The sequence below is a fragment of the Ruegeria halocynthiae genome (assembly GCF_000743705.1).
Classification (GTDB): Bacteria; Pseudomonadota; Alphaproteobacteria; order Rhodobacterales; family Rhodobacteraceae; genus Ruegeria; species Ruegeria halocynthiae_B.
This window is the reverse complement of record NZ_JQEZ01000004.1, coordinates 109,666-135,200: the sequence shown is the minus strand read 5'-3', so window position 1 is coordinate 135,200 and position 25,535 is coordinate 109,666. Positions and strand designations below refer to the sequence as shown.

The window sequence follows — 25,535 nt, the reverse complement described above, 5'->3', positions numbered from 1 at the left end:
TTGTGGCGCCATGACCGCGCCACCCCTTTCGATCACCTTGAATTCGCCCGAAGAAACGGCCCTGTTTGCAACCCGGCTTGGCGCTGCGTTGCGGCCCGGTGACATCTTGTTGCTGGAAGGGGATATCGGTAGCGGCAAAACCCATTTCGCGCGCAGCCTGATCCAATCGCTGATGGCCATACCCGAGGATGTCCCCTCGCCCACATTCACGCTGGTTCAGGCATATGACACCGAATCCGGTGAAATCTGGCATTGCGACCTGTACCGCCTAAGCGCCGTGGAAGAGGTTGAGGAACTTGGCCTGATCGACGCCTTCGACACCGCCATCTGCCTGGTCGAATGGCCCGATAAACTGGGTCCGCTGACACCGGAATCCGCCTTGAAAATGACCTTTGAAACAGACCCTAACACAATGGAAACGCGGCAATTGACCCTCAGCTGGAGCAACCCGGTCTGGACCCCGAAACTGGAGATTGCCGCATGACCAACCGGGCAGTGCTGGCTGCGGCATTGATTGCACAAACCCCATGGGCCAACGCAACCCGTGCGCCGCTGGCGGGGGATGCCTCGAACCGGCGCTATGAACGGCTGACAGACCCGGACAGCGGCCGGACGGCCGTGTTGATGGATTCTCCACCCGGCAAGGCCGAAAGCGTTGAATCCTTTGTGCGCATGGCCAATCATCTCCGCTCGATCGGACTGAGCGCGCCCGAGATTTACGCCGAAGACACCCAATACGGGTTTCTGCTGCTGGAAGATCTGGGGGATGACCTGTTTGCCCGCATTCTCAAGCAGCACCCGCGCATGGAGCGCGAGCTGTACGGGGCCGCAACCGACGTGTTGATTGATCTGCACAAGGCACCCATCCTGTCGCTGCCGTCTTACGGCCCGTCCCTGATGACCGAGCTGGCCGCGCTGTCCTTTACCAAATACGCGCAATCGGTTCTTGGAACGCATGACACGGACGCGCGGGAACGGTTCGAATACCGGTTCTCAGACATATTGCATAACGAAACATCGGGCGCGAAGGTTGTCGTCCAGCGCGATTACCACGCCGAAAACCTGATCTGGCTGCCCGAGCGCACGGGGGTGAAACGGGTGGGTTTACTGGATTTCCAGACCGCCATGCTGGGGCATCCGGCCTATGATCTTGTGTCGCTGTTGCAGGACGTGCGCCGCGACGTGGCTGCGGGCACTGAAATGCGGATGGTGGACCGCTATATCACCGCAACCGGCGTGAATGATCACGATTTCCGCACCGCTTATGCAGTTTTGGGCGCGCAGAGGAACCTGCGGATTTTGGGGATCTTTGCCCGTTTGGCAACGGAATACGGCAAACCGCAGTACGTTGATCTTATCCCGGCCACTTGGGCGCATCTGATGCGCGATCTGGACCATCCTGCGCTGGTCACCGTCGCCGATCTGCTGCGCACGGCCCTGCCCGCGCCAACCCCGGACCATCTGGACAGGCTCAGACCGAAATGACCCAATGCCCCGAAGCCGTGATGCTGTTTGCCGCAGGGTTCGGCACCCGCATGGGCGCCTTGACCAAGGACCGGCCCAAGCCGCTGATTCAGGTCGCAGGTCGCCCTCTGATCGACCACGCACTGGATCTGGTGGACGATCTGCGCCCCGCGCGAGTGGCGGCCAACCTGCACTATCTGCCTGATCACCTTGCAACGCATCTGACCTCCAAAGGCGTGCTGCTGTCGCACGAACAGCCCGAGATTCTGGAAACTGGCGGCGGGCTGCGCGCGGCTCTGCCCCTGCTGGGGTCTGGGCCGGTATTTACTCTGAACACCGATGCGATCTGGTCGGGTCCAAACCCTTTGACCCTGCTGCGCGATGCTTGGGACCCCGATAAGATGGACGCGTTGTTGATGTGCATTCCGGTCGCACAGACCATCGGGCATACAGGGCCGGGTGATTTCACGGTGGATGACGCGGGCCGGATCACCCGCGGACCCGGTCTGGTCTATGGCGGCGCGCAGATTGTAAAAACCGAGGGGCTGAAGGCGGTGCCGGAAAAAGCATTCTCGCTGAACCTGCTGTGGGACCGGATGCAAAATCAGAACCGCCTGTTTGCCGCCACCTTTCCCGGTCACTGGTGCGATGTGGGCCGCCCCGAAGGGATCGCGCTGGCCGAAGGGCTGATCGCCGATGTTTAAGCCCAGCACCGCGCCCCGCGTCTTTGCCGTTCCACCCGGTGCGGATTTTCCCAGGGCGCTGGTGGACGGGCTGCGACACCGCAGCGCCGATCACCCGCCCGAGGCGCTGGCGCGGGTGCAGCTGGTCGTCAACACCCGCCGCATGGCCCGCCGCGTGCGCGAGCTGTTTGATCGCGGTCCCGCCTGCCTGTTGCCACGCCTGTCGCTGGTCACCGATCTGGGCGAAAGCGTCGATCTGGCACAGCTTCCACCCGCGATCCCACCGCTGCGACGCAGATTGGAGCTGACGCAGCTGATTTCCAAACTGTTGGAACAACAGCCTGATCTGGCTGCGCGATCCTCTTTGTTTGATCTGTCTGACAGCCTGGCCGCCCTGATTGATGAGATGCAGGGCGAAGGGGTATCACCGGATGCCATCCGACAGTTGGACGTCAGCGACATGTCCGGCCATTGGGCCCGTGCGCAGGCCTTTATTGGCATCGCCGATCACTTCATCGACACCGGCCCCGATGCGCTGGACGCGCAGGCACGGCAACGGCGCGTGGTGGAAAACCTGATTGATCGCTGGCAATTCGCCCCGCCGCAACATCCGGTGATCCTTGCCGGCTCTACCGGTTCGCGCGGCACCACGCTGATGCTGATGGAGGCGGTCTCCCGCCTGCCGCAAGGGGCGCTGATCCTTCCCGGATTTGATTTCGACCAGCCACACCATGTCTGGCAGGGGTTGGACGATGCGCTGACCTCGGAAGATCATCCGCAATTCCGGTTTCGCAAACTGATGACCCGGCTTGAGGTGCAGCCGGATCAGATTGAACGCTGGACCGATGACCCTGCCCCCTCACCTGCCCGTAACAAACTGATTTCACTGGCATTACGCCCCGCGCCCATTACCGATGCCTGGATGTCCGAGGGTCCCCGGCTGACCGATCTGGACAGTGCCACCAAAGACCTGGCATTGATCGAGGCGCAATCCCCCCGCGCCGAGGCGTTGGCCATTGCCCTGCGCCTACGGCAAGCGGCGGAAACCGGGCAGACCGCCGCCCTGATCACGCCGGACCGGATGCTGACACGTCAGGTTAGCGCCGCGCTGGACCGCTGGAACATCCTGCCCGACGACAGCGCGGGCTTGCCGCTGCAGCTGTCTCCGCCCGGTCGGTTCCTGCGCCATGTGGCGGGCTTGTTCGCAAGACGGCTGGAAGGTGACGCGCTGCTGACCCTGCTGAAACATCCGCTGTGTCATGGCGGCGGTGATCGGGGGGCACATCTGCTGCATTCCCGTGATCTGGAACTGGATCTGCGCCGTCACGGCCCGCCATTCCCCGATACGGTCAGCCTGACCGCCTTTGCCATCCGCAAAGAAGTCCCCGAGGATTGGATGCGCTGGCTGACCACCCATTTCTGCAATCAGCACGTAACGGCAGAGCTTCCCTTGTCCGATTGGGTGACCCGCCTGCGCAGTCTGGCCGAGGCGATTTCGGCCGGCAGCACGGGCGACACCGGCACGCTGTGGGACAAGAACGCAGGACAAAAAGCGCTGGCCGTTCTGACCGCGCTGGAGGCCGAGGCGCAGCACGGCGGCCCAATGACTGCCCATGATTTTGCCGACCTTCTGGGCGCGCTGTTGGCTGGCGAAGAGGTACGCGACCGCGACGCGCCACATCCGCACATCATGATCTGGGGCACGCTTGAGGCACGCGTGCAGGGGGCGGATCTGCTGATTCTGGGCGGGTTGAACGAAGGCAGCTGGCCCGAGGCCGCCGCACCGGACCCCTGGCTGAACCGCCAGATGCGCGACAAGGCCGGGCTGTTGCTGCCAGAACGCCGCATCGGCCTGTCGGCCCATGATTTTCAACAGGCGGTCGGCGCGCCAGAGGTCTGGCTGACCCGCGCGACACGCTCGGATGACGCCGAAACCGTGCCGTCGCGCTGGTTGAACCGCATGACGAACCTGTTGCAGGGCTTGCCGGGGCAGGGTGGTCCTGACGCCCTTTCCGCAATGCGCACCCGCGGGCAGCAATGGGTGCGCTGGTCAGAACAGCTTGAAGTCGCGCCGCGGCTTGATCCGGCACCGCGCCCATCGCCACGCCCGCCGGTCGCGTCGCGCCCACGGGGCCTGAGCGTGACCGAGATCAAGCGGCTGATCCGCGATCCCTATGCGATCTACGCCAAGCATGTGCTGCGGCTGCGGCCGCTGGACCCGTTGGTGCAGGCCCCCGATGCCCTGTTGCGCGGCATCGTTATCCACGAAATCCTTGAGCATTTCGTCAAAGACAGCGTGTTGGACGCGGCCCTGCTGACCCGTGAGAATTTCCTGAAACGCGCCGAAACCCTGCTGAACCAACATGTTGCCTGGCCCACTGCCCGCAAGCTGTGGCTGGCGCGGCTGGAGCGGATTGCCGATGATTTCCTGAGCGCCGAGATCGCCCGGCGGGGCGATGGCGGGCCGGTCGCCTTTGAGGCCGTCATGAAACTGGCGCTGACCCCGCTGGATTTCACCATCGCAGGCCGCGCCGACCGGATCGACCGCAACAGCCGTGGCGCGCTGCGGATTGTGGATTACAAGACCGGCACCCCTCCGACTGAAAGCCAGCAGGCCAAATTCGACAAGCAGCTGCTGATCGAGGCCGCCATGGCCGAGCGGGGAGGCATCAAAGGGTTCGACCCGATCCCTGTCGCCGAGGCGGTGTTTATTGGCATGGGCGGCGCCTACAAAGAGGTCGCCGCACCGCTTGTCAAAGAGCCGCCCGACAAGGTTCTGGCTGAGCTGAAAGAACTGATTTCTGCCTATTTAGAGCCTGATCAGGGTTTCACCGCGCGTCGGATGCTGCACAAAGACACCGATATTGGCGATTATGACCATCTGGCCCGGTTCGGCGAATGGGACCGCACCGATGAAACCACACCCGAAGATCTGACATGAGTGCCCGCAACGATGCCACGGAACGGCAGGTGCAGGCCGCGCGGCCCGATGCCTCAACCTGGCTGGCGGCCAATGCGGGATCAGGCAAGACGCGGGTTCTGACCGACCGGGTGGCGCGCCTGTTGCTGGGGGGTGTGCAGCCACAGCACATCCTGTGCCTGACCTATACCAAGGCTGCCGCCAGCGAGATGCAGAACCGTCTGTTCAAACGGCTGGGGCAATGGGCCATGCTGGGGGATGACCCTCTGCTGGCACAACTGACCGATCTTGGTGTGCAGGGGGTGATTGACCCCGACCGGCTGGCGCAGGCCCGCACCCTGTTTGCCCGCGCGATCGAAACGCCGGGTGGTCTGAAAATCCAGACGATCCACTCTTTCTGTGCCTCGCTGCTGCGGCGCTTTCCGCTTGAGGCCGGGGTCAGCCCCCAGTTTTCCGAGATGGAGGACCGCGCCGCCGCCCTGTTGCGCGATGAAATTGTCGAGGACTTCGCCGAAGGCCCTCAGGCCAGGCTGATCGAAGAGGTCGCGCGCTTTGTCACCGATACCGGGTTCGACAAGCTGACCGCCGCCCTTACCCACAAACGCAACCTGTTTGCGCAACCTTTGAACTGGTCCGATCTGTTGCAGCAGTTCGATTTGCCCGACGGGTTTGACGAGGACGCGCTGCTAAGCCGCGCCTATATGGGCGGCGAGGTCGATCTGATCCGCGCTATCCTGCCCGCCCTGACCGAAAGCGGCGGCAACAACGCCAAGGCTGCGGCCAAACTGGCGGTGTTTACCGAGGCCCGGATCAGCAAACTGCCCCTGTTGGAAAGCGTATTTCTGACTGGCAAAGGGGCAAAGGAGCCCTTTACCGCCAAGATCAACAGCTTTCCCACCAAAGCCCTGCGCGAAGGGGCGCTGGCCGGGTATATGCCACAGCTTGAGGCGTTCATGCTGCGCATCGAAGCCGCGCGCGCACATCGGCTGGGCCTGATCGCCGCGCGCAAGACGCATATACTGCACCGCTTTGCCACTGCGTTCCTGCCGGAATACGAACGGCGCAAACAGCTGCGCGGCTGGCTGGATTTCGACGACCTGATCCTGCGCGCGCGACAGGTACTGAACGATCCGGCGGTGGCGGAATGGGTGCTGTACCGGCTGGATGGCGGCATCGACCACATTCTGGTGGACGAGGCGCAGGACACCAGCCCCGATCAATGGGATGTGGTCGAAAAACTGGCGCAGGAATTCACCAGCGGCGAGGGGGCCCGGTCCGGGGTTGAACGCACGATCTTTGTGGTCGGCGACAAGAAACAGTCGATCTATTCCTTTCAGGGTGCCGACCCGCAGGCCTTTGACCGAATGCAAGAGGAATTTGGCCGAAGATTGGCAGAATCAGGCTCTAAACTGTGGGATTCGACGCTGGAATATTCCTTTCGGTCGTCCAGTGCGATCCTGTCGCTGGTCGATATCCTGTTCGAAAACCGCACTGACGCCGGGTTTCACAAAGACAGCCTGCACCGCGCCTTTAAGGGCGATCTGCCCGGGCGAGTCGATCTGTGGCCGGTGGTCGACAAGGTCGACGAGGATGATGACGTTGATTGGACCGACCCCGTGGACCGGCCCGGCGCGCGTCACCACACAGTCATTCTGGCCGAACAGGTGGCGCAGTCGATCAAGACCATGATCGAGACGGGCGAGACGATCCCCGAGGACGGCGATACGCCCGGCACATTCATACGGCGCAGGGTGCAGCCCAGGGACTTTCTGATCCTCGTACAGCGCCGATCGGACCTGTTTGCGGAAATCATCCGGGCCTGCAAAGCCGCCAATCTGCCCATCGCCGGGGCCGACCGGCTGAAAGTGGGTGCAGAGTTGGCGGTCAAAGACCTGGCCGCGCTGCTTGGCTTTTTGGCCACGCCCGAAGACAGCCTGTCACTGGCGACCGTGCTGAAATCGCCGCTGTTCGGGTGGACCGAACAACAGCTTTTCGATCTGGCCCACCGCCGCAAGGAACAGTTCCTGTGGGCTGCACTGCGCCAACGGGCCGAAGAATTTCCCGAAACGCTGGAAATTCTTAATGATCTGCGCAGCCAGATCGACTTTCTGCGCCCTTATGACCTGATCGAACGCATTCTGACCCGCCATGACGGGCGGCGCAAACTGCTGGGGCGTCTGGGGGCCGAGGCCGAGGATGGCATCAACGCGCTGTTGTCACAGGCGCTGGCCTATGAGCGTACCGATATCCCCAGCCTGACCGGATTTCTGGTCTGGATGCAGACCGACGATCTGGAAATCAAACGGCAGATGACCGGCGTTGGCAATATGATCCGGGTGATGACGGTGCATGGTTCCAAGGGGCTGGAAGCGCCGATCGTGATCCTGCCGGATACCGGCAAACGACAGGCCCCGCGCGATGCCGAGATCATGGTGGCGGATGGCACGCCGCTTTGGAAAGTGCCTGCGGACGCCTCTCCGGCGCTGATCGCCCGCGCACGCGAACAGGCCCGCGCACGCGAAGAAAACGAGCGGCTTCGCTTGCTATATGTGGCTCTGACACGAGCGGAAAAGTGGCTGATCGTTGGTGCGGCGGGGGATGTCGGCAAGGATGGAACCAGCTGGTATCAGATGGTCGAGGCCGCGATGGAGCGGGCAGGGGCCACGCAGCTGCACGGGTCCGGAACCTTGCGGCTGTCGCATGGGGATTGGGACGCGCCGCCGCTTGTTGTAAAGCCGGAAACTGCGACTGCGGACACGGACCTGCCTGGCCGGTTCCTGTCTGCCGCCCCCGCGCCGGACCCGATGCCGGAAACGCTCAGCCCTTCGGAGTTGGGCGGGGCCAAGGCGCTGCCGAGTGAGGCCGGTCAGGATGAAGAGGCCGCAAAACTGCGCGGCACGCGTCTGCACCTGCTGTTGGAACACCTGCCATCTGCCGAGCCGCAAATCTGGCCCCAGCTCTGCGCCCGGGTTCTGCCCGATATGCAGGACGCGGACCGGCAAGAGCTGTTGGCCGAGGCGCAGGCCGTGCTGAGCGCAGATAATCTGAGGCCCGTTTTCGCGGATTACGCATTGGCCGAGGTTCCGGTCACCGCCGATCTGAACGGGCAGCGAATGCATGGGGTCATTGACCGCCTGATCGTGACCGAGACAGAGGTGCAGGTTATTGATTTCAAAACAAACATCACGGTTCCCGACAACCCGGAAACCTGCCCCGAAGGCTTGCTGCGACAGATGGGAGCCTATGCGCACGCGCTGGCGCAGATTTATCCGGGCCATGAAATCCGCACTGCGATCCTGTGGACCCGGGCGGCGCATCTGATGTGGCTGCCACACGATCTTGTGACGGGCGCGCTGGCCCGGACGCGGATGCCTTGACCTTGGATTACCCCGCACCTAGGTTCTGTGACCAAGCATTCCCCATTCAGGAGACAGAATATGTCGACCGTAGCCGTTACCGACGATACCTTTGACGCCGAAGTCAAGAACTCTGACATCCCCGTGGTTGTCGATTTCTGGGCCGAGTGGTGCGGACCCTGTAAGCAGATCGGCCCCGCTCTGGAAGAGCTGGCGGCGGAATACGGCGACAAGGTGAAGATCGCCAAGGTCGACGTCGACAGCAACCCCAATGCCGCCGCCGCCATGGGCGTGCGCGGTATCCCGGCGCTGTTCATCTTCAAGGACGGTCAGGTTGTTTCGAACCGCGCGGGCGCGGCACCAAAGGCTGCCCTGCAAAGCTGGATCGAAGAATCCATCTGATCCGTGCTCCGATCAGAGACATACAGATCAAAGGCGCCTGCATCAGGGCGCCTTTTTTATGCCGGAGGAACAAATGGCGAAAACACGGGTTCTTGTTGAATTTGGCATGGGCACCTCGCTGCGGCGCGAGGACTATACCGAGGCCGCGCTGCGGGCCATCAAAGACGCGCTGTGGCACAATTCGGTCAACATGGCCGAACTGTTCGATTTCCCGAAAGAAGCCATGATCATCGACGCCGAGATTGGCGTGCAGCAGCCCGACAAGGTCGATCAAGACGCGCTGAAGGCCATATTCCCCTATGGTCACCCGAACATCACCGTCGCGCAGGGTGGGCTGGACATTGAAAAGCCGCACACCGACGGCCGCACCGTCATAGCCAATGCGGCCATCATCGTGTCTTTTGATATGGAGCCGGCGCAATGACTGAAAAGCGTATCATTCTGGAAATGGGCACCGGGAACGATCTGTACGGGCAGGATTACACCAAGGCTGCGCGGCGGGCTGTGCAGGATGCGCTGCACCATTCATCCATCACGCTGTTTTCCAAGCTGGGCATCGACCACAGCGAAATGCGCGTGCGTGTCACGATTGCGGTGCAAAACCCGGATCAAGTGGATTGTGACCTGGTTGCCGCCGATCTGCCCCGGGGCCGGGCCGAGGTGCGGGCCGTCAAAGGCGGGCTTGATGTTCAAGATACTGAATCCGGCACGCGACATGTCGTGGCAACCGCCGCGGTCGAGGCTTTTTTGCCGGACCTCTCGGACCAATATAAACTGTCCTGACAAAGAAAAAGCCGCTCGGACGAGCGGCTTGTCTTTAATGGTCCGGTGGGACGCGGATCAGAGGTTCTTGATATCCGCGCGGCACAGGCCGATATCTTCCAGCTGTTCGTCGCTCAGGACCGACAGGGCCTTGCGGGTCTTGCGGGATTCATTCCACGCGACTGCTTTTTCGAATGATCCGATGAACGCGTCCACTACATGCAGGACGGTAGCTGCTCCGAGCGGCGCATGGATGTTTGCGGTGGTTGCCATTTGCGCATTCCTTATAACTGAAACAGCCGACCCATTGTCGGTTGTGAGGCTCATGTAGAAGTTTCGGCTGAGTCCCACAATTGCTAGTCCGGTAACCCCGGTTTGCGATTCTTGCATATCTTTCGCACCGTTTGTGACCTGTTGCGCTGCGGGCGGGTCCGGCCCATATAGGACGCCAGATGGAAACGGAGGCTTTTATGGCGGACAGCGATTTTCCCGGTTGGCACGGCACAACCATCATTGGCGTCAAGAAAGGCGGTCAAGTGGTGATTGCCGGGGACGGACAGGTCAGCCTGGGCCAGACCGTGATCAAGGGCACCGCCCGCAAGGTACGCCGCCTGTCGCCCGGCGGGTTCGAGGTTGTGGCCGGTTTCGCCGGTTCGACCGCCGATGCCTTTACGCTGTTGGAACGGCTGGAAGCCAAGCTTGAGGCCACACCCGGCCAACTGGCGCGCGCTTCGGTCGAACTGGCCAAGGACTGGCGCACGGATAAGTACCTGCAAAAGCTTGAGGCGATGCTGATCGTCACCGATGGCAAAGATCTGCTGGTGATCACCGGGGCAGGCGACGTACTGGAACCTGAACACAACGTGGCCGCCATCGGATCAGGCGGCAACTTTGCCCTGGCCGCCGCGCGCGCGATGATGAACAGCGACAAACCCGCCGAGGACGTGGCCCGCGAAGCCATGGCGATCGCCGCCGACATCTGTGTTTATACCAACGGCAAGCTGACGGTAGAGACGATCTCAGGCCAATAGCGTTTTGATCTCTTTGCCTTTCCAGCGCAGGTGCATTCCGATCAGACCCATCAACGCTGTCGCGACGACGATGTAATAGGGCAGGCGGATATCAAAGCTCATCAATCCGCCGCCGACCAGGGACATGACACCACCCGCCAGACAGAAGACGGCGGTGGTTACCCCCATGACCCAACCCTGATCGGTCTCGCTGACGGCGGATGAGAACAGCCCCAGCATGGTTGGGTAGGACACACCGAAGAAGAAATAGAAGAAGAAGACCGGAACATAACTCAGCACGCCGCTGGGGCTGAAGGCAAAGCCAAAACCGCAGATCACCATGACCACAAGTGAGGTATAGATGATCTGGTGCTTGCTGAACCTCTCTTGCGCGGGTTTGACAAGGAACGTGCTGGAAAACGCCAGCGCAAAGCCGATCACCACCATCGCCATGCTGCCGCCGATCACGCCATACCCCCAGGCGCTGGTCAGGAAATTGTCGACGAACACATAGAAGGTGACGTTGGCAATCATGAACAGCGCATAGACCGGCAGGATTTTCAGAACCATCGGATGTTCGCGCACCGCAACCAGACTGTCGGTGATGTCACGGGGACGGAACACAAAGGCCGTACGCTCGGTCCGGGTGTCCTTGAAATAGAACAGCACCAGGAAAATCGCGATCATCACCAAGACAAACGCGCCGTAGAACGGGGTTTTCAGGGTGGCGAAACTGCCCAGAAGGTTCGCGTCCGACAGCACCGCGCCAATGATCGGGCCGCCCACAAGACCAAAGCTGACGCCGGTGATAATATAGCCCATGTTGCGGTCCCGGTCAGCGGCATCCGTACTGCCATCGATCATCGCCGCCTGCGCGATGGGCTGGTTCCCGGCGGTAAAGCCGGTGATCGAACGCCCGACGATCAGCAACAACAGACTGTTGAGATACAGCGCCGCGATGGTCAGCGCATAGCCTGCCAAGGCACCACACAGACACACCAGCAACGCATTCTTGCGCCCAATGGAATCCGAGACCTTGGAGACATAGACCACACCCAGAAACCACGACAGAAAAAAGCATCCGATCACCAGCCCATAGTACAAATGGCGCGTTCCTGTGGCGGTGCTTTGCGGCAGGAAACCCGATTTCGTCTCCATGATCAGAGAGTTGATAATCGGGAAAACCAGCCCTTGCCCGATCAGGTCGACAAAAACCACAAACAGAAGGGTGATCTTGGCAATTTTCGTCATATCCGCGCTCCTGACCCTCAACGCCTTGAAAACACAGTACCAGAAGGCGCGCGTTTCACCTATGGAAAGCATTTGCAAACCCGGTGGGGCGTTGCTAACCAACGCTGCCAAGGAAAAAAGCTTGGTTGTTTTCGCCCCGGCGGTGATTACCTAAGCCGCATCTGACCCATGCCGATCGAAAGGACTGCCCCTTGACCGACCTGACCCCGCGCGAGATTGTCTCGGAACTGGATCGTTTTATCATCGGGCAAAAGGATGCCAAACGTGCCGTGGCCGTGGCGCTGCGCAATCGGTGGCGGCGCAAGCAGCTGGCCGATGATATCCGGGACGAGGTTTATCCAAAGAACATCCTGATGATCGGCCCCACCGGGGTGGGCAAGACCGAGATCAGCCGCCGCCTGGCCAAACTGGCCCGCGCGCCCTTTATCAAGGTCGAAGCCACCAAATTCACCGAGGTCGGATATGTCGGCCGTGACGTCGAACAGATCGTGCGCGATCTGGCCGATGCCGCGATCCTGCAGACGCGGGAGTACATGCGCGAGGACGTCAAGGCCAAGGCCTATCAGGCCGCCGAAGACCGCGTGATCGAAACCATCGCCGGAACCGACGCCCGTGACGCCACGCGTGAGATGTTCCGCAAAAAGCTGAAAGCAGGTGAGCTGGACGACACGGTGATCGAGCTGGAGCTGTCCGACAGTTCAAACCCGATGCCGATGTTCGAAGTTCCGGGTCAGCCGGGCAGCCAGATGGGGATGATGAATCTGGGTGATATCTTCGGCAAAGCCTTTGGCGGGCGCACCGTCAAAAAACGCCTGACTGTCGCCGAAAGCTATGAAGCGCTGATTGGGGAAGAGGCCGACAAGCTGCTGGATGATGAAACGGTCAACCGTGTCGCGCTGGAATCCGTTGAACAGAACGGCATCGTGTTTCTGGATGAAATCGACAAGGTCTGCGCCCGCACAGACGCGCGCGGTGGCGATGTCAGCCGCGAGGGCGTGCAGCGCGACCTGCTGCCTCTGATCGAAGGCACAACCGTATCCACCAAGCACGGGCCGGTGAAAACCGACCACATCCTGTTCATCGCGTCGGGTGCGTTCCACATCGCCAAACCATCGGACCTGCTGCCGGAATTGCAGGGCCGCTTGCCGATCCGTGTAGAATTGCGCGCCCTGACCGAAGAGGATTTCGTGCGCATCCTGACCGAAACCGACAACGCTCTGACCCTTCAGTACACCGCCCTGATGGGCACCGAAGAAGTCACCGTCAGCTTTACCGAGGACGGGATTGCAGCACTGGCCCGCATCGCGGCAGATGTGAACCAGAGTATCGAGAACATCGGCGCGCGGCGGCTGTACACGGTGATGGAACGCGTGTTCGAAGAGCTGTCGTTCACCGCGCCCGACCAGGCCGGCGCCGAAATCACGGTGAACGCGCAGTTTGTGGACGACAATCTGGGCGAGCTGACCAAATCGACCGACCTGAGTCGTTACGTTTTGTAACGCCGCCAGCCGGTTTTCGCCGCATTTTCCGCCCTGCGCCGCTGGACGCGGGCCAAGAAATAGATAGCGTAGGCACGAAACACCCAAAGGGTCAGTTGTGCTGCGCTATATCGTTCTTTTCCTGATTCCACTCATGCTGACCGCTTGTGTGGATCGCTCAATCTCTCAGACTGTTCCGGCGGCATTGAACGTGGGCACACCGGAAACGGTTTACGCCACAACGACGCGTGCGCGGGAACCGGATGGGTCTTACAGGTTTGGGCGCGGGGGCGGGCTGAAGTATCTGGAAATGACGGTTTCGATCCCGCCGAACCACACGCCGGGAACACTGGATTTTTCTTACGCCAACCCCGATCCCGAAACACAATTCGTCATGGCCCGTGTGGATGAGCTGCAGGGACCACAGGACCTTAAAACCCGTTTGCGCGGGACTGATGAGGTTTCGATCTTTGTACACGGCTATAACACCACCCAATCCGAAACCACTTTCCGGGCTGCTCAGCTAAGCCGCGATATCGGCATACCCGGCGCCACGATGGTATATTCCTGGCCCAGCCAGGCCACCGGATATGGCTATGCCTATGATCTGGACAGTATGTTGTTTGCCCGCGATGGGCTGGAACAGACGGTGCGGCAGCTCAAGTCGATGGGTATTCGCAGGGTGGTCATCGTTGCCCATTCCATGGGCGGCGCGCTGACGATGGAAATGATGCGCCAGGCCGAGTTGCGCGAACCGGGCTGGGCCAGCAGAAACATCGAGGGGGTGGTTCTGATCTCGCCCGATCTGGATGTGGATCTGTTCCGATCCCAAATGGACAGTATCAAGACCCTGCCGGATCCGTTTGTCGTGATGGTCTCGCAAAAGGACAAACTGCTTGGCATCTCGGCCCGCCTGCGCGGCACAGCCAAGGGTGAGCGGCTGGGCAATATCAGCTCGGCTGAAACACTGGCCGACTATAAGATCAGCATTCTGGATACGACCGCCTTCAACAGCGACGCCGCCTCGTCCCATTTTGTGGCGGCGACATCACCGGCTTTGCTGGCAATCCTGACCTCGGCCCGCCGCGTGGGCCAGACCTTTGACACGAACCGGCGCGGAATTGACGTGCTTGTACCGGCAGAGGCCCGCAATCCCAGCGGGGCAACCGAAATCGTTCTGACCGAAACCGGGCAGGCGCAGGTCAGTTCCCCATGATGCACTCCCGCCTGCGTCATTACTTGCAGGACAATGCCACCTGGTTGGGTGCCGGGGTGCTTTTGACCTTTATGTCCAGCTTTGGGCAGACTTTTTTCATCTCGATCTTTTCGGGTGAAATCCGGGCGGAATTCGGGCTGAGTCACGGGGCCTGGGGCAGCCTGTACTCGCTGGGTACGACTGTTTCAGCGGTGGTGATGATCTGGGCCGGGGCCCTGACCGACACGTTCCGCGTGCGGACCCTGGGGCCGGTGGTTCTGGCCGGGCTTGCGCTTGCGGCGCTGTGCATGGCGTTGAACCGGTGGCTGATCCTGCTGCCGGTGGTGATCTTTCTGCTGCGCCTTTTCGGACAGGGGATGAGCACCCATCTGGCCCTTGTCGCCATGACGCGCTGGTTCACTGTAACCCGTGGCAGAGCGTTATCCATTGCATCGACCGGATTTGCCATGGGCGAGGCCCTGCTGCCACTGATCTTTGTCGCCGCCATGGCCTTTCTGGACTGGCGTTGGCTTTGGGTGATTGCGGCAGGCATCACGCTGCTGGGGATACCAGCACTTACGCGGATGCTGCGCCAGGAACGAACACCACAAAGTCTGGCCAGCGAATACTCAGCCGCCGGGATGCAGGGCCATCACTGGACCCGGCGCGAGGCGCTGTTTCATCCCCTGTTCTGGTTCATGGCACCCGCCTTGCTTGGCCCATCCGCCTTTATTACCGCCTTTTTCTTTCATCAGGTCCATCTGGCCGAAATCAAAGGCTGGCAACATATCGAGCTTGTCGCCCTGTTCCCGGTTTTCACCGGTGTATCGCTGCTGTCGATGTTTGCGGCGGGGTGGGCGCTGGATAAATGGGGCACGGCCCGCATGATGCCGTTTTACCAACTTCCCATGTCCGTTGGCTTTGTGATCCTTTCGACAACTGGGTCGATTGGCGGGGCTTTGGCGGCTTTGGTTTTTTTGGGCCTGACGGTTGGGGCCAACAACACCTTGCCCAGCGCGTTCTGGGCGGAATTCTACGGCACCCGGCATATCGGCGCGATCAAGGCGATGGCAACGGCGGTCATGGTGCTGGGATCTGCCATCGGGCCGGGGTTAACCGGCGTGTTGATCGACCAGGGTGTCTCGTTGAACACACAATTCCTGTGGATCGGCGGCTTTTTTGTGCTGGTCTGTTTGTTGGCCTGGGTTGGCATCACCCGTGCGGCCCGCACCCTTTAGCGGGTGCGGCGCAGGTAGACGTAATAGGCCCCATCTCCGCCGTGGCTGATGTGGGCGGGCGTTACCTGCAACACGGCCTGCGCCACGGGCGGCAGCGACAGCCATTGCGGCACCTGATTGCGCAACACACCCCGGGGCGTGGGGATCGGGCCGGGCTCATCACGGTCCTTGCCCTTGCCTGTCACCACCAGAACCAGACGCTTGCCCTGCGCCTGAGCCGTCAGGATGAACCGGATCAGAGCAGGATACGCCGTATCCATGCGCATACCATGTAGGTCCAGCTTGCCTTCGGGTTTCAGCTTGCCCCGTTTCATCCGGCCAAAGGCCTTGGTGTCCATTTGCACCGGGCTTGCGCGCAGGGCGTCCGTGACCGAAGGTTTCAGCGCGTTACGTGCGGGTTTGGTCGCGGCGGTCTGGCCAAGTTCGAACGCCTCAATCCGCGCCTTCGGGGCCTTGGTCGGCTTGGGCTTGGGCAGGGTGGTCGGATGCACCGACTGGGGCAGTTCGGGGTGCAGACGCTCGGCCTGTTGGGTGACCTTGCGCCACAGATCAATCTCTTCTGTGGTCAGTTTGCGACGGGTCATCAGAACTCATCCGGGATCAGGGCATAGGCGCGCTGGATCGGCAGCAAAAGCACCATCCGGCCTGGGTCTTTCAGACGCCCGGCCGCCTGACCGGCGGCGTCGCCGGTGCCAAAGAAAATATCCGCCCGCTGTGCGCCTTTGATGGCAGCCCCGGTATCTTGCGCGATCATCAATCGCCGCAACGGTTTTTTGCCATCCTTTTCCACCCAGACCGGAGCCCCCAACGGCGTATAGGCCGGATCGGCGGCAATACTGCGCATGGTGGTGACGGATCGGTTCATTGCCCCCAGCGGACCGTGCTCGGGCGCGACGCGTGTGACTTCGCGAAAAAACACATAGGACGGGTTGTGAAACAGCAGTTCCGCCCCGGCCTCGGGGTTTTTGCGGACCCAGGCGCGGATCATCTGGGCGCTGACCTCATGCGCGCCCAACGCCCCTTGCCGGATCAACTCGGACCCGATTGACCGATAGGGATGCCCGTTTGCACCACCATAGCCCACCCGCAATCCACCGCCACCGGGCAGGCGAATACGGCCCGAGCCCTGGATTTGCAGAAAGAACAATTCGACCGGGTCATCGACCCAGGCAATTTCCAACTCTCGTCCGGTCATCACGTCACCGGTCAGGATTTCCCGGCGGCTTAGCCATGGACCTTCGGCGCGCGCCTCGGGCGGCATCTTGTAGATCGGGTATTTGAACCGGTCGGTCCGGCTGCGCGATCCATCCAATTCTGGTTCAAAATATCCGGTGAACAGCGCGTCCTTGCCGTCTTCGACCAGAACCGGGCGAAAGAACAGCTCAAAAAACGACCGCGCCGCGTCTGGTTCATAGGTGCCGGCCACGCCGCACAGGGCACGCCAGTCCGGGTCTTTCAGATCGCCGCAAGTGTTCAGAAAAACCGAAAGGGCCGCCCCGTGATCATCGGCGGCCCAGCCTTCAAGGTCGTCAAACGACAGGATCGAGCGCATCGCCTCTGCTCCGGCGGCGCTTGCGGTGGTCATTGCGCCCACCAGGATAAGCGACCGGAGTGCGGCAATCATGCGTCCGTGGCGACAAGCAGCCAGTTCGGATCGTCCTCGCCCATGACGCGGGCAAAGGTCCAGCTGTCCTTTTGGCGTTTGACGGTGTTCGGATTGCCTTCGACGATATCGCCGCCGCGATCCCGCACGACCGAGGTCAGCTCACCCACGAATTTCATGGTGATCTCGGCCTGATTGGTATCCTTGTCGAACTTCGCATCGGCCAGCGTGGTTTCACGAACGCCAATGAACTCGGCCTCGATGGTCAGGCCCTTGTCTTCGCGATCGGCAACGACCGAGACGAAAGTATCGAACACCTCTTCGGACAGGAAGGGCTGGATCTCGTCCAGATTTCCCTTTTCGAACCCCATGACGATCATTTCATAGGCACCACGCGCACCCTGCACGAATTCGGTGACGGAAAATGCGGGCTCGATCCGCTTCATCGCGGCCAGCGTCTGTGCCTGTTCGCTGTCTTCGGCGACATGGTCGGTGATGTCGTGATCCGGGCCACCGTCGATCACTTCGAACCCGTGGCGGGCACTCTGCGTGTCTGGCTGTTGCTGAACGGGAGGTTTCTCAAAACCTTCACGGGTACCCAGCACACTTTTCAGGCGCAGGATAAGGAAAATGGCAATTCCGGCCAGGACCAGCAACTGGATCATCGGTTCGTTCATTTCATCCTCTTTTCAGACCGCGACTTTGTATACGCAGCCTCTTGCCACTATGTAGGTGACAGTTCGTGGCAAGTCCACCGTTGGGCCTCTGGTAAAGGATAACGCATATGTATCTGTTCTTGGCATTTTTATTGGTTCCGATCATCGAGATTGCCCTGTTCATTCAGGTTGGTGGCCTGATCGGCCTGTGGCCAACCCTTGCAATCGTGGTTCTGACGGCGGTTCTGGGCACTGCGCTGGTCAGGACACAAGGTCGCATGGCGCTGGCCAATCTGCAGCGATCCTTTGCCGAACTGGACGATCCGACCGAACCTCTGGCCCATGGCGCAATGATCCTGCTGTCCGGTGTTTTGCTGCTGACGCCGGGGTTTTTCACCGATGCGGTTGGGTTTGCTCTGCTTATCCCGGCGGTGCGCGTTTCGGTCTTTCGGTATCTCAAGTCCCGGGTAAAGTTCACACAGTTCCAGATGGGCACCGGCGCGCAGTTTCGCACCGGTCCTGCCCAGTCTGATCCCGATGACGTGATCGACGGCGAATTCACCGAGGTCCGCCCGCGTCAAGACCCGTCAAAGCCATCCAAATGGGTCGAAGGGCCGCACCAGCATTGAGGTGCCGCGCCCAACTTGCTAAGCAGTGGAGAATTTCATTTTTGGAGTAGTTCCATGGCTGACGAAAGCCCTGCAGAAAACACCGCGGCACAGGCCGCCCCGCAAATTCAGATGCGCGTTCTGGGACAATTCATTCGGGACATGTCCTTTGAAAACGTAATGGCGCAAAAAGGCGTGTCCGGTGACGTTCAGCCCGAAATCGCCGTTCAGGTGAACCTGGACGCGAAAAAGCGCCCGACCGAGCACCAGTACGAAGTGTCAGTCAAGCTGAACCTCAAGTCCAAGGCCAAGGGTCTGGAAGACATCCTGTTCCTGTGTGAGCTTGACTATTGCGGCCTGTTTCACATCGAAGGTGTCGCCGAAGATCAGCTGCACCCGTTCCTGATGATCGAATGCCCGCGCATGTTGTTCCCGTTCCTGCGCCGCATCGTCAGCGACATCACCCGCGACGGTGGCTATCCGCCCGTCAATCTGGACAACATCGACTTTGTCGCCCTGTACCGCAATGAACTGATGCGTCGTCAGGCTGAATCCCAGAAAACCGACGCCTGATAAGATTGACCCGCGCCGGGCTTGACCTCAGGCGCGGGTCCACAGGGCGTTTTCGCCCAGTTTTTCAACAAAAGCCTCATGCGCCGCACGTTCTTCGTCGGTGATCTTTGACGCCAAGGGGGTCGGGCGCGCAGTCGGACGCCAGTTATCCGCGCCACCCGCAGCAGAAGACGCCGCCGTGGACAGGCCAAAATCCGGCTGCCGCCCACCGGTCAGTTCCAGATAGACTTCGGCCAGAATTTCCGAGTCGAGCAACGCCCCGTGCAGCACCCGGTTCGTATTGTCGATATTGAATCGACGACACAATGCGTCCAGCGAGGCCGGTGAACCCGGAAACCGCTTGCGCGCAATGGCCAGCGTATCCAGCGCCTGATCCATCGGGATCTGCGGCAAACCCATCCATTTGAGTTCTGCGTTCAGGAATTTCATGTCGAAAGAGGCGTTGTGGATCACCAGTTTCGAATCCCTGACGAAATCCAGGAATCCCTGACCGACCTTGGCAAAAACCGGCTTGTCCTTCAGCGTGACCTCGCCCTTTTCGGGCGGGCGCGGGTTGTCCAGAAGGTCGGGGCCGATGCCATGCACGCCAAACGCCTCTTCGGGCATTGACCGTTCGGGGTTGATATAGACGTGATAGGTCTCGCCTGTGGCCACGTGGTTCCACAGCTCGACCGCGCCGATCTCGACAATCCGGTCGCCGCTTTCGGGGTCAAAGCCCGTGGTTTCGGTATCAAGAACAATCTCACGCATCTGCCATCACCGCCCGTATCTGCCTGACCACATCCTGCACCTGTGCGCGGGCATGGTCCAGCGTGTCCGTGACGATCACAAAATCCGACCGCGCGCATTTTTCGTCGTTGGGCATCTGTTTGGCGCGGATCTGTTCGAACTGCGCCTCGGTCATCGTGCCGCGTGCCATCACGCGGCGTTTTTGTTCATCCGCCGGGATCGACACGCAGGCCACCGCGTCCATCGCGGCTTCGCCCCCGGTTTCGAACAGCAGAGGGATGTCGAACACCAGAATATCCGCCGTGGCGTTTTCCCGAAACGCAGCCCGGTCAGCACCAACCAACGGGTGTACGATGGTTTCGATCACTTTCAGCGCCGCCGGATCGGCCGAGATGATCTGTTTCAACGCATCCCGGCTCACCGCGCCATCGACAATCGCCGCGGAAAAGGTTTTGCCCATGGGCGCAACCGCAGTGCCGCCGGCAGAATACAGCCGATGCACCGCCGCATCCGCATCCCACAGCGCGCAGCCCTCATCGACGAACATCTGCGCCGTGGTGCTTTTGCCCATCCCGATCGAGCCCGTCAGGCCAAGCGCAAAGCTCATCCCAACACCGCCGCGCGCAGGTCGTCTGTCACCTTGGGGCGCGTGCCAAACCAGCGCTCAAAACCGGGCACTGCCTGATGCAGCAACATGCCCAACCCGTCGACAGTGGTGCATCCGACCTCTTCCGCCTGTTGCAGCAGGGCGGTTTTCAGCGGTGCATAGACCAGATCGGTCACCACCGATCCCGGCTGCAACCCATCCAGCGGCACCCGCAGTTCAGGCTGGCCCTGCATCCCCAGCGAGGTGGTGTTGACCACCAGTTCGGCATTTTCGATGACATTTCCGGCCTGTACCCAATCAACCACCGTGATACGGTTGCCGAATTCCTGCTTCAGTTGGTCCGCACGGGTTTGGGTGCGGTTGGTCAGCAGAATCTCGGGCACGCCCGCATCCAACAAACCTTGCAACACTGCGCGCGCCGCGCCGCCCGCGCCAAACACCACCGCCGGGCCCTCTGACGGGACCCAATCGGGCGCACCGCCGCGCAGGTTCTGCATGAAACCATATCCATCGGTGTTATCCGCATGGATCGTACCATCGTCCTGAAACACCAACGTATTCGCCGCACCAATGACCGAGGCGCGCTCGGACACGTGATCCGCAATGCGCAGCGCGGCCTCTTTATGTGGGACGGTGACATTGGCACCCACAAAACCAGCCTTGGGCAGGGTGCGCAGAACCGACTCTAAATCCTCTGGCGCCACGTCCATGGGAATGTAATGCCCGGCCAGACCATAGGTTTTCAACCAATGGCCATGCAGCTGCGGTGATTTCGAATGCGCAATCGGGTGCCCGATCACCCCGGCCAGTGGAATTTGGTTATGCGTCATTGATCAATCACCCCTTTGACGGCCAGAAAATTCAACAGCTCCAGCAGCGGTATACCCAAGACATTAAAGTAATCGCCGTCAATGGTGGCGAACAGGCGCACGCCTTCTTCTTCCAGCTTATAAGCGCCTACCGCGTGCCGGATACTGTCCCAGTTGCGATCAACATAATCGCGCAGATAGGCATCCGAGCTGGCGCGCATCCGCAAGCGTACCTGACCTACGTGCCGCCAGATCGGCTCGCCGTTTTGATAGATCACCGCAGCAGACAGCAACATGTGCCGCTTGCCCCGCATCGCCTTAAGCTGCGCCAGCGCGTCGTGGGGCGTTTCCGGCTTGGACAACAACTGCCCCTCGAAATCCAACACCTGATCACAGCCCAGAACCATCGCGCCCGGGGTTTTTTCGCTGACCTTGCGCGCCTTCATCTCGGCCAATGCATCGGCGATGTCGCGCGGCGGTGCATCCTCGGCCAGCAACGCGCGTTTGGCGGTGTCCTCGTCCACACGCGCGGTCTGCACGGTAAAAGGCACGCCTGCATTGCGCAGCAGCTGTGCACGGATGGACGACCCCGAGGCAAGAATGATGGGGACAGACATGTGGAAAACCCCCTGAGCAATTTGTTGAGCGTTCTGGGATGGTTTGTATGGTTTTCCGGTTGACACGCAACCCCGGTAATTTCGCGTCAAACTTCCCCGAGTCGCCCGAAACCTGTCCAATCGGGACAAGGATAACTTGCAAGACCGGGATAACCGGTTTTTCCCATCTTACCCCTTGAGTTATCCCCAAAAAATAGAAATCACACGTTAGTCAAGACATTGTTCTAAAACATTTTTATTCTCTACCAACAGAATCAGCCAGTTTGTGATGAATTCTGTCCACTTGGGGAAAACGCTTGGGTAAAACAATAATCCACGGATTTTGCTCACCCTACAAAACCATCTTCCTTTTTCTTTTCTTATTTTTTTATTAGGGAGAGTTCCGAGCAACGTCCGGAGCCAAAATGACAGATCTTCTTTTCACGCTGTACCCGTGGGTGAAGTCCCTGCACATCATGGCGGTGATTTCCTGGATGGCAGGGTTGTTCTACCTACCACGCCTGTTCGTCTATCACGTGGAAAAGGCGCAGGCCGTTGACGGCGCGCAAGAGATCTTCTTTGAAATGGAGGACAAGCTGCTGCGCGTGATCATGCGTCCCGCGATGATCGTGGCCTGGGTTTGCGGGCTGATCATGGTGTTTACGCCGGGTATCGTGGGATGGGACTGGGCATGGCCCTGGGTCAAAGGCGCTGCGGTAATTGGGATGACCTGGTTCCATCACTGGCTGATGACACGCCGCAAGGATTTCCATGAGGGGCGAAACACGCTCACAGGGCGCCAATACCGCATGATGAACGAGGTCCCGACCGTTTTGATGGTTATCATCGTTCTGGCGGTCGTTCTGAAGTTCTGAGGGCTATTTGACTCTGGTCCCCTGGATGCGTATGTAACGCATAACACGCCCGTCCGGGCGGCGTATTTTCCGTATTGAAATTCCAGTCCGTGCCGCGATCCATGCGGCCAAGGTTCGTATCATCATGTCCACTGAATCCCTGAATCTGGCCGACCTCAAGGCCAAAAGCCCCAAAGACCTTCTGGCTATGGCCGAAGAGCTTGAGATCGAAAACGCCTCGACTATGCGCAAGGGCGAGATGATGTTCCAGATTCTGCGCGAACGCGCAGACGAAGGCTGGACCGTTAGCGGTGATGGCGTTCTGGAGGTGCTGCAAGACGGGTTCGGTTTCCTGCGCTCGCCCGAGGCGAACTATCTGCCCGGTCCGGACGACATCTATGTCTCACCAGAAATGATCCGCCAGCACTCATTGCGTACGGGGGACACTGTTGAGGGTGAGATCAAGGCACCTGATGAAAGCGAGCGCTACTTTGCGCTGACCAAGGTCACCAAGATCAACTTTGAAGACCCGGAAAAGGCCAAACATAAGATCGCCTTTGACAACCTGACGCCGCTTTACCCTGATGAGCGTCTGACGATGGAAGTCGAAGATCCTACGATCAAGGATAAATCGGCCCGTGTGATTGATCTGGTTTCACCCATCGGTAAAGGCCAGCGGTCGCTGATCGTGGCGCCGCCGCGGACCGGTAAAACGGTGATCCTGCAGAACATTGCGAACTCGATCGAAAAGAACCACCCCGAGTGTTATCTGATTGTCCTGCTGATCGATGAACGCCCCGAAGAGGTGACGGACATGCAGCGTTCGGTGAAGGGTGAGGTTGTGTCCTCGACCTTTGATGAACCGGCAACGCGCCACGTGGCCGTGTCGGAAATGGTGATCGAAAAAGCCAAGCGTTTGGTCGAGCATAAACGAGATGTTGTTATTCTTCTCGATTCGATCACAAGACTTGGTAGGGCGTTTAACACTGTTGTGCCTTCTTCGGGTAAAGTTCTGACCGGTGGTGTTGATGCAAACGCCTTGCAACGCCCCAAGCGTTTCTTTGGTGCCGCGCGGAATATCGAAGAAGGCGGTTCGCTGACCATCATCGCCACCGCGCTGATCGACACCGGCAGCCGGATGGACGAAGTGATCTTTGAAGAATTCAAAGGCACCGGTAACTCGGAAATTGTTCTGGATCGCAAGATTGCCGACAAACGCGTGTTCCCGGCCATCGACATCCTCAAATCCGGTACCCGGAAAGAGGACCTGCTGGTCGACAAGGGCGATCTGGCCAAGACCTTTGTTCTGCGCCGTATCCTTAACCCGATGGGCACGACCGACGCGATTGAGTTCCTGTTATCCAAGCTGAAACAGACCAAGTCGAACGGTGAATTCTTCGATTCGATGAATACCTGACACAGGTCTTTAACGACGCGAGGCCTTCGAATGGACACGATATTCGCCTTGGCCAGCGCGCAAGGCAAAGCAGGAGTGGCGGTCATCCGCCTCTCAGGCCCTTTGGCGCATTCAGCTGCTGCCGGTTTAACCGGCAGCGGGCTACCACCCCGTGGGATGCGGGTACGGACGCTGTATGCGGGTGATGGAACGCGCCTGGATGATGGATTGGTTCTGACGTTCAAGGCGCCGGCCAGCTTTACTGGCGAGGATGTGGCCGAGTTGCAGATCCACGGCAGCACGGCATCTGTAAACGCTGTAATACGCTGCCTGTCGGATCATGACGGGCTGCGCCTGGCCGATCCTGGGGAATTCACCCGGCGCGCGCTGGAAAACGGCAAGATGGACCTGACGCAGGTCGAAGGTCTGGCTGACCTGATCGATGCCGAAACCGAAGCGCAGCGCAAGCAAGCTCAAACCATCCTTGCCGGAGAGTTGGGCATGTTGGCCGAACGTTGGCGGCGTGATCTGATCCGGGCTGCCTCGCTGCTTGAGGCTGTCATTGATTTCGCCGATGAAGAGGTGCCCACAGACGTGACACCTGAGGTGCGCAGTCTGGTTTCCGGTGTCATGGCCGATTTGCAGCGCGAAGCGGACGGTGTGAAAATCGCGGAACGCATCCGAACGGGGTTCGAGGTGGCGATTGTCGGTCTTCCCAACGCCGGAAAATCGACCTTGCTGAACGCGCTGGCCGGGCGCGAAGCGGCGATAACCTCAGAATACGCGGGAACCACGCGGGATGTGATTGAGGTTCGGATGGACCTTGCAGGATTGCCGGTAACATTGCTGGATACGGCAGGGCTGCGCGAAACCGAAGATCACGTCGAAAACCTGGGGATTGAACTGGCCAGAAAGCGGGCAGATTCCGCGGACCTGCGCGTTTTCCTGGCGGATAACCCCAAAGAGCTGGGGATCGCAATGGCGCCTGACGACATTCAGGTGCTTCCGAAATCTGACCTTCGGGATGGCAGTGACGGGGGTATATCCGGTAAGACAGGGCAGGGGATTGATCAATTGATATCCCAGATATCGGGTGTACTGTCCTTGAAATCCACAAGTTATGGTATCGCGACACGCGAAAGGCATCGAGTTGCGCTGAACACAGCCCAAGAAGCACTTGGTGCCGCAATGACAGTTCTGGAATCAGGCCCGGACTTGTATGATATCGCGGCAGAGGAAATGCGTACCGCAATCCGAGCACTTGAAGCGTTGGTTGGCAGAATTGGCGTTGAGGATCTTTTGGATGAAATATTCTCGAGTTTTTGCCTGGGTAAGTAAGGAGTGT

27 protein-coding genes are annotated in these 25,535 nt (G+C 60.0%); 18 read left to right on the top strand and 9 right to left on the bottom strand.

The window, feature by feature from the left end; all coding sequences use genetic code 11:
- Positions 1-10 precede the first annotated feature (10 nt).
- The 8 genes from tsaE (at position 11) to JT51_RS15590 (ending at position 9,608) form a co-directional block, all read left to right on the top strand.
- Positions 11-484: a tRNA (adenosine(37)-N6)-threonylcarbamoyltransferase complex ATPase subunit type 1 TsaE gene (gene tsaE, locus JT51_RS15625; protein ID WP_037314784.1), complete on the top strand. Its 474-nt coding sequence runs from the start codon at positions 11-13 to the stop codon at positions 482-484.
- Positions 481-1,485, top strand: a complete 1,005-nt coding sequence (locus JT51_RS15620; protein ID WP_037314782.1) for an aminoglycoside phosphotransferase family protein — start codon at positions 481-483, stop codon at positions 1,483-1,485. Before tsaE ends, JT51_RS15620 begins: the two co-directional genes overlap by 4 nt.
- On the top strand, positions 1,482-2,168 hold the full coding sequence (locus tag JT51_RS15615; RefSeq protein WP_037314778.1) for a nucleotidyltransferase family protein: 687 nt from the start codon (positions 1,482-1,484) through the stop codon (positions 2,166-2,168). The genes JT51_RS15620 and JT51_RS15615 overlap by 4 nt, the downstream gene beginning before the upstream one ends.
- Positions 2,161-5,088 carry a double-strand break repair protein AddB gene (gene addB, locus JT51_RS15610; protein WP_037314775.1) on the top strand — a complete coding sequence of 976 codons (2,928 nt, stop codon included), beginning with the start codon at positions 2,161-2,163 and terminating at the stop codon, positions 5,086-5,088. Before JT51_RS15615 ends, addB begins: the two co-directional genes overlap by 8 nt.
- Positions 5,085-8,444 carry a double-strand break repair helicase AddA gene (addA, locus tag JT51_RS15605; protein WP_037314772.1) on the top strand — a complete coding sequence of 1,120 codons (3,360 nt, stop codon included), beginning with the start codon at positions 5,085-5,087 and terminating at the stop codon, positions 8,442-8,444. Before addB ends, addA begins: the two co-directional genes overlap by 4 nt.
- A gap of 60 nt (positions 8,445-8,504) precedes the next feature.
- Entirely contained in the window at positions 8,505-8,825 is a 321-nt protein-coding gene (trxA, locus tag JT51_RS15600; protein ID WP_037314769.1) for a thioredoxin, read from the top strand.
- Positions 8,826-8,898: 73 nt separating this feature from the next.
- Positions 8,899-9,249 carry a Lin0512 family protein gene (locus tag JT51_RS15595; RefSeq protein ID WP_037315402.1) on the top strand — a complete coding sequence of 117 codons (351 nt, stop codon included), beginning with the start codon at positions 8,899-8,901 and terminating at the stop codon, positions 9,247-9,249.
- Positions 9,246-9,608, top strand: a complete 363-nt coding sequence (locus JT51_RS15590; RefSeq protein WP_037314766.1) for a Lin0512 family protein — start codon at positions 9,246-9,248, stop codon at positions 9,606-9,608. The genes JT51_RS15595 and JT51_RS15590 overlap by 4 nt, the downstream gene beginning before the upstream one ends.
- A gap of 57 nt (positions 9,609-9,665) precedes the next feature.
- On the opposite strand, the gene JT51_RS15585 is transcribed toward JT51_RS15590, so the two are convergent.
- Positions 9,666-9,860 carry a DUF1127 domain-containing protein gene (locus JT51_RS15585; protein ID WP_037314763.1) on the bottom strand — a complete coding sequence of 65 codons (195 nt, stop codon included), beginning with the start codon at positions 9,858-9,860 and terminating at the stop codon, positions 9,666-9,668.
- Positions 9,861-10,057: 197 nt separating this feature from the next.
- On the opposite strand from JT51_RS15585, the gene hslV reads away from it, so the two are divergent.
- Positions 10,058-10,618 carry an ATP-dependent protease subunit HslV gene (hslV, locus tag JT51_RS15580; protein WP_037314760.1) on the top strand — a complete coding sequence of 187 codons (561 nt, stop codon included), beginning with the start codon at positions 10,058-10,060 and terminating at the stop codon, positions 10,616-10,618.
- Here the strand turns inward: hslV and JT51_RS15575 are convergent.
- Positions 10,607-11,848, bottom strand: coding sequence for an MFS transporter (locus JT51_RS15575; RefSeq protein ID WP_037314757.1), 1,242 nt, complete (start codon positions 11,846-11,848; stop codon positions 10,607-10,609). The genes hslV and JT51_RS15575 overlap by 12 nt on opposite strands.
- On the opposite strand from JT51_RS15575, the gene JT51_RS21995 reads away from it, so the two are divergent.
- From JT51_RS21995 to JT51_RS15560, 4 genes are all read left to right on the top strand, one after another.
- Positions 11,832-12,002, top strand: coding sequence for a hypothetical protein (locus JT51_RS21995; protein ID WP_160175195.1), 171 nt, complete (start codon positions 11,832-11,834; stop codon positions 12,000-12,002). The two genes, JT51_RS15575 and JT51_RS21995, sit on opposite strands and share 17 nt — an antisense overlap.
- A gap of 37 nt (positions 12,003-12,039) precedes the next feature.
- Positions 12,040-13,347: an ATP-dependent protease ATPase subunit HslU gene (hslU, locus tag JT51_RS15570; protein WP_037314754.1), complete on the top strand. Its 1,308-nt coding sequence runs from the start codon at positions 12,040-12,042 to the stop codon at positions 13,345-13,347.
- A 133-nt stretch (positions 13,348-13,480) separates the two neighbouring features.
- Complete coding sequence (locus JT51_RS15565) at positions 13,481-14,542, top strand: alpha/beta hydrolase (RefSeq protein WP_081894714.1); 1,062 nt, start codon at positions 13,481-13,483, stop codon at positions 14,540-14,542.
- Positions 14,539-15,759 (top strand): MFS transporter, encoded by a 1,221-nt coding sequence (locus JT51_RS15560; RefSeq protein WP_235216194.1) that lies wholly within the window; start codon positions 14,539-14,541, stop codon positions 15,757-15,759. Before JT51_RS15565 ends, JT51_RS15560 begins: the two co-directional genes overlap by 4 nt.
- On the opposite strand, the gene JT51_RS15555 is transcribed toward JT51_RS15560, so the two are convergent.
- From JT51_RS15555 to JT51_RS15545, 3 genes are read right to left on the bottom strand one after another with little or no spacing between them, the layout of a single operon-like run.
- The gene (locus JT51_RS15555) at positions 15,756-16,343 is read right to left on the bottom strand and encodes a Smr/MutS family protein (RefSeq protein ID WP_037314749.1); all 588 of its coding nucleotides are present in this window, start codon (positions 16,341-16,343) and stop codon (positions 15,756-15,758) included. The genes JT51_RS15560 and JT51_RS15555 overlap by 4 nt on opposite strands.
- A complete protein-coding gene (locus JT51_RS15550) occupies positions 16,343-17,383 on the bottom strand; it encodes a murein transglycosylase A (protein ID WP_037314745.1) in 1,041 nt (346 codons plus the stop codon). Before JT51_RS15550 ends, JT51_RS15555 begins: the two co-directional genes overlap by 1 nt.
- Positions 17,380-18,039: a Tim44/TimA family putative adaptor protein gene (locus JT51_RS15545; protein ID WP_037314742.1), complete on the bottom strand. Its 660-nt coding sequence runs from the start codon at positions 18,037-18,039 to the stop codon at positions 17,380-17,382. The genes JT51_RS15550 and JT51_RS15545 overlap by 4 nt, the downstream gene beginning before the upstream one ends.
- 107 nt (positions 18,040-18,146) lie before the next feature.
- Between JT51_RS15545 and JT51_RS15540 the strand changes: the two genes are divergently transcribed.
- Both JT51_RS15540 and secB read left to right on the top strand, forming a co-directional pair.
- Complete coding sequence (locus JT51_RS15540; RefSeq protein ID WP_037314739.1) at positions 18,147-18,647, top strand: FxsA family protein; 501 nt, start codon at positions 18,147-18,149, stop codon at positions 18,645-18,647.
- A 54-nt stretch (positions 18,648-18,701) separates the two neighbouring features.
- Positions 18,702-19,199: a protein-export chaperone SecB gene (gene secB / locus JT51_RS15535; protein ID WP_037314736.1), complete on the top strand. Its 498-nt coding sequence runs from the start codon at positions 18,702-18,704 to the stop codon at positions 19,197-19,199.
- 27 nt (positions 19,200-19,226) lie between these two features.
- On the opposite strand, the gene dnaQ is transcribed toward secB, so the two are convergent.
- From dnaQ to JT51_RS15515, 4 genes are read right to left on the bottom strand one after another with little or no spacing between them, the layout of a single operon-like run.
- Positions 19,227-19,949: a DNA polymerase III subunit epsilon gene (gene dnaQ, locus JT51_RS15530; RefSeq protein ID WP_037314733.1), complete on the bottom strand. Its 723-nt coding sequence runs from the start codon at positions 19,947-19,949 to the stop codon at positions 19,227-19,229.
- On the bottom strand, positions 19,942-20,535 hold the full coding sequence (coaE, locus tag JT51_RS15525; protein WP_037314729.1) for a dephospho-CoA kinase: 594 nt from the start codon (positions 20,533-20,535) through the stop codon (positions 19,942-19,944). Before coaE ends, dnaQ begins: the two co-directional genes overlap by 8 nt.
- A complete protein-coding gene (locus JT51_RS15520; protein ID WP_037314726.1) occupies positions 20,532-21,365 on the bottom strand; it encodes a shikimate dehydrogenase in 834 nt (277 codons plus the stop codon). The genes coaE and JT51_RS15520 overlap by 4 nt, the downstream gene beginning before the upstream one ends.
- Complete coding sequence (locus JT51_RS15515; protein ID WP_037314722.1) at positions 21,362-21,961, bottom strand: Maf family protein; 600 nt, start codon at positions 21,959-21,961, stop codon at positions 21,362-21,364. Before JT51_RS15515 ends, JT51_RS15520 begins: the two co-directional genes overlap by 4 nt.
- Positions 21,962-22,365: 404 nt before the next feature.
- Here JT51_RS15515 and JT51_RS15510 point away from each other — a divergent pair, with 404 nt between their 5' ends.
- The 3 genes from JT51_RS15510 to mnmE all read left to right on the top strand — a co-directional run bounded on the left by JT51_RS15510 (position 22,366) and on the right by mnmE (position 25,528).
- Positions 22,366-22,815 (top strand): CopD family protein, encoded by a 450-nt coding sequence (locus JT51_RS15510; protein WP_037314719.1) that lies wholly within the window; start codon positions 22,366-22,368, stop codon positions 22,813-22,815.
- Between the two features lie 124 nt (positions 22,816-22,939).
- Complete coding sequence (gene rho, locus JT51_RS15505; RefSeq protein WP_037314716.1) at positions 22,940-24,211, top strand: transcription termination factor Rho; 1,272 nt, start codon at positions 22,940-22,942, stop codon at positions 24,209-24,211.
- Positions 24,212-24,241: 30 nt separating this feature from the next.
- Complete coding sequence (gene mnmE / locus JT51_RS15500) at positions 24,242-25,528, top strand: tRNA uridine-5-carboxymethylaminomethyl(34) synthesis GTPase MnmE (protein WP_037314713.1); 1,287 nt, start codon at positions 24,242-24,244, stop codon at positions 25,526-25,528.
- Positions 25,529-25,535 lie beyond the last annotated feature (7 nt).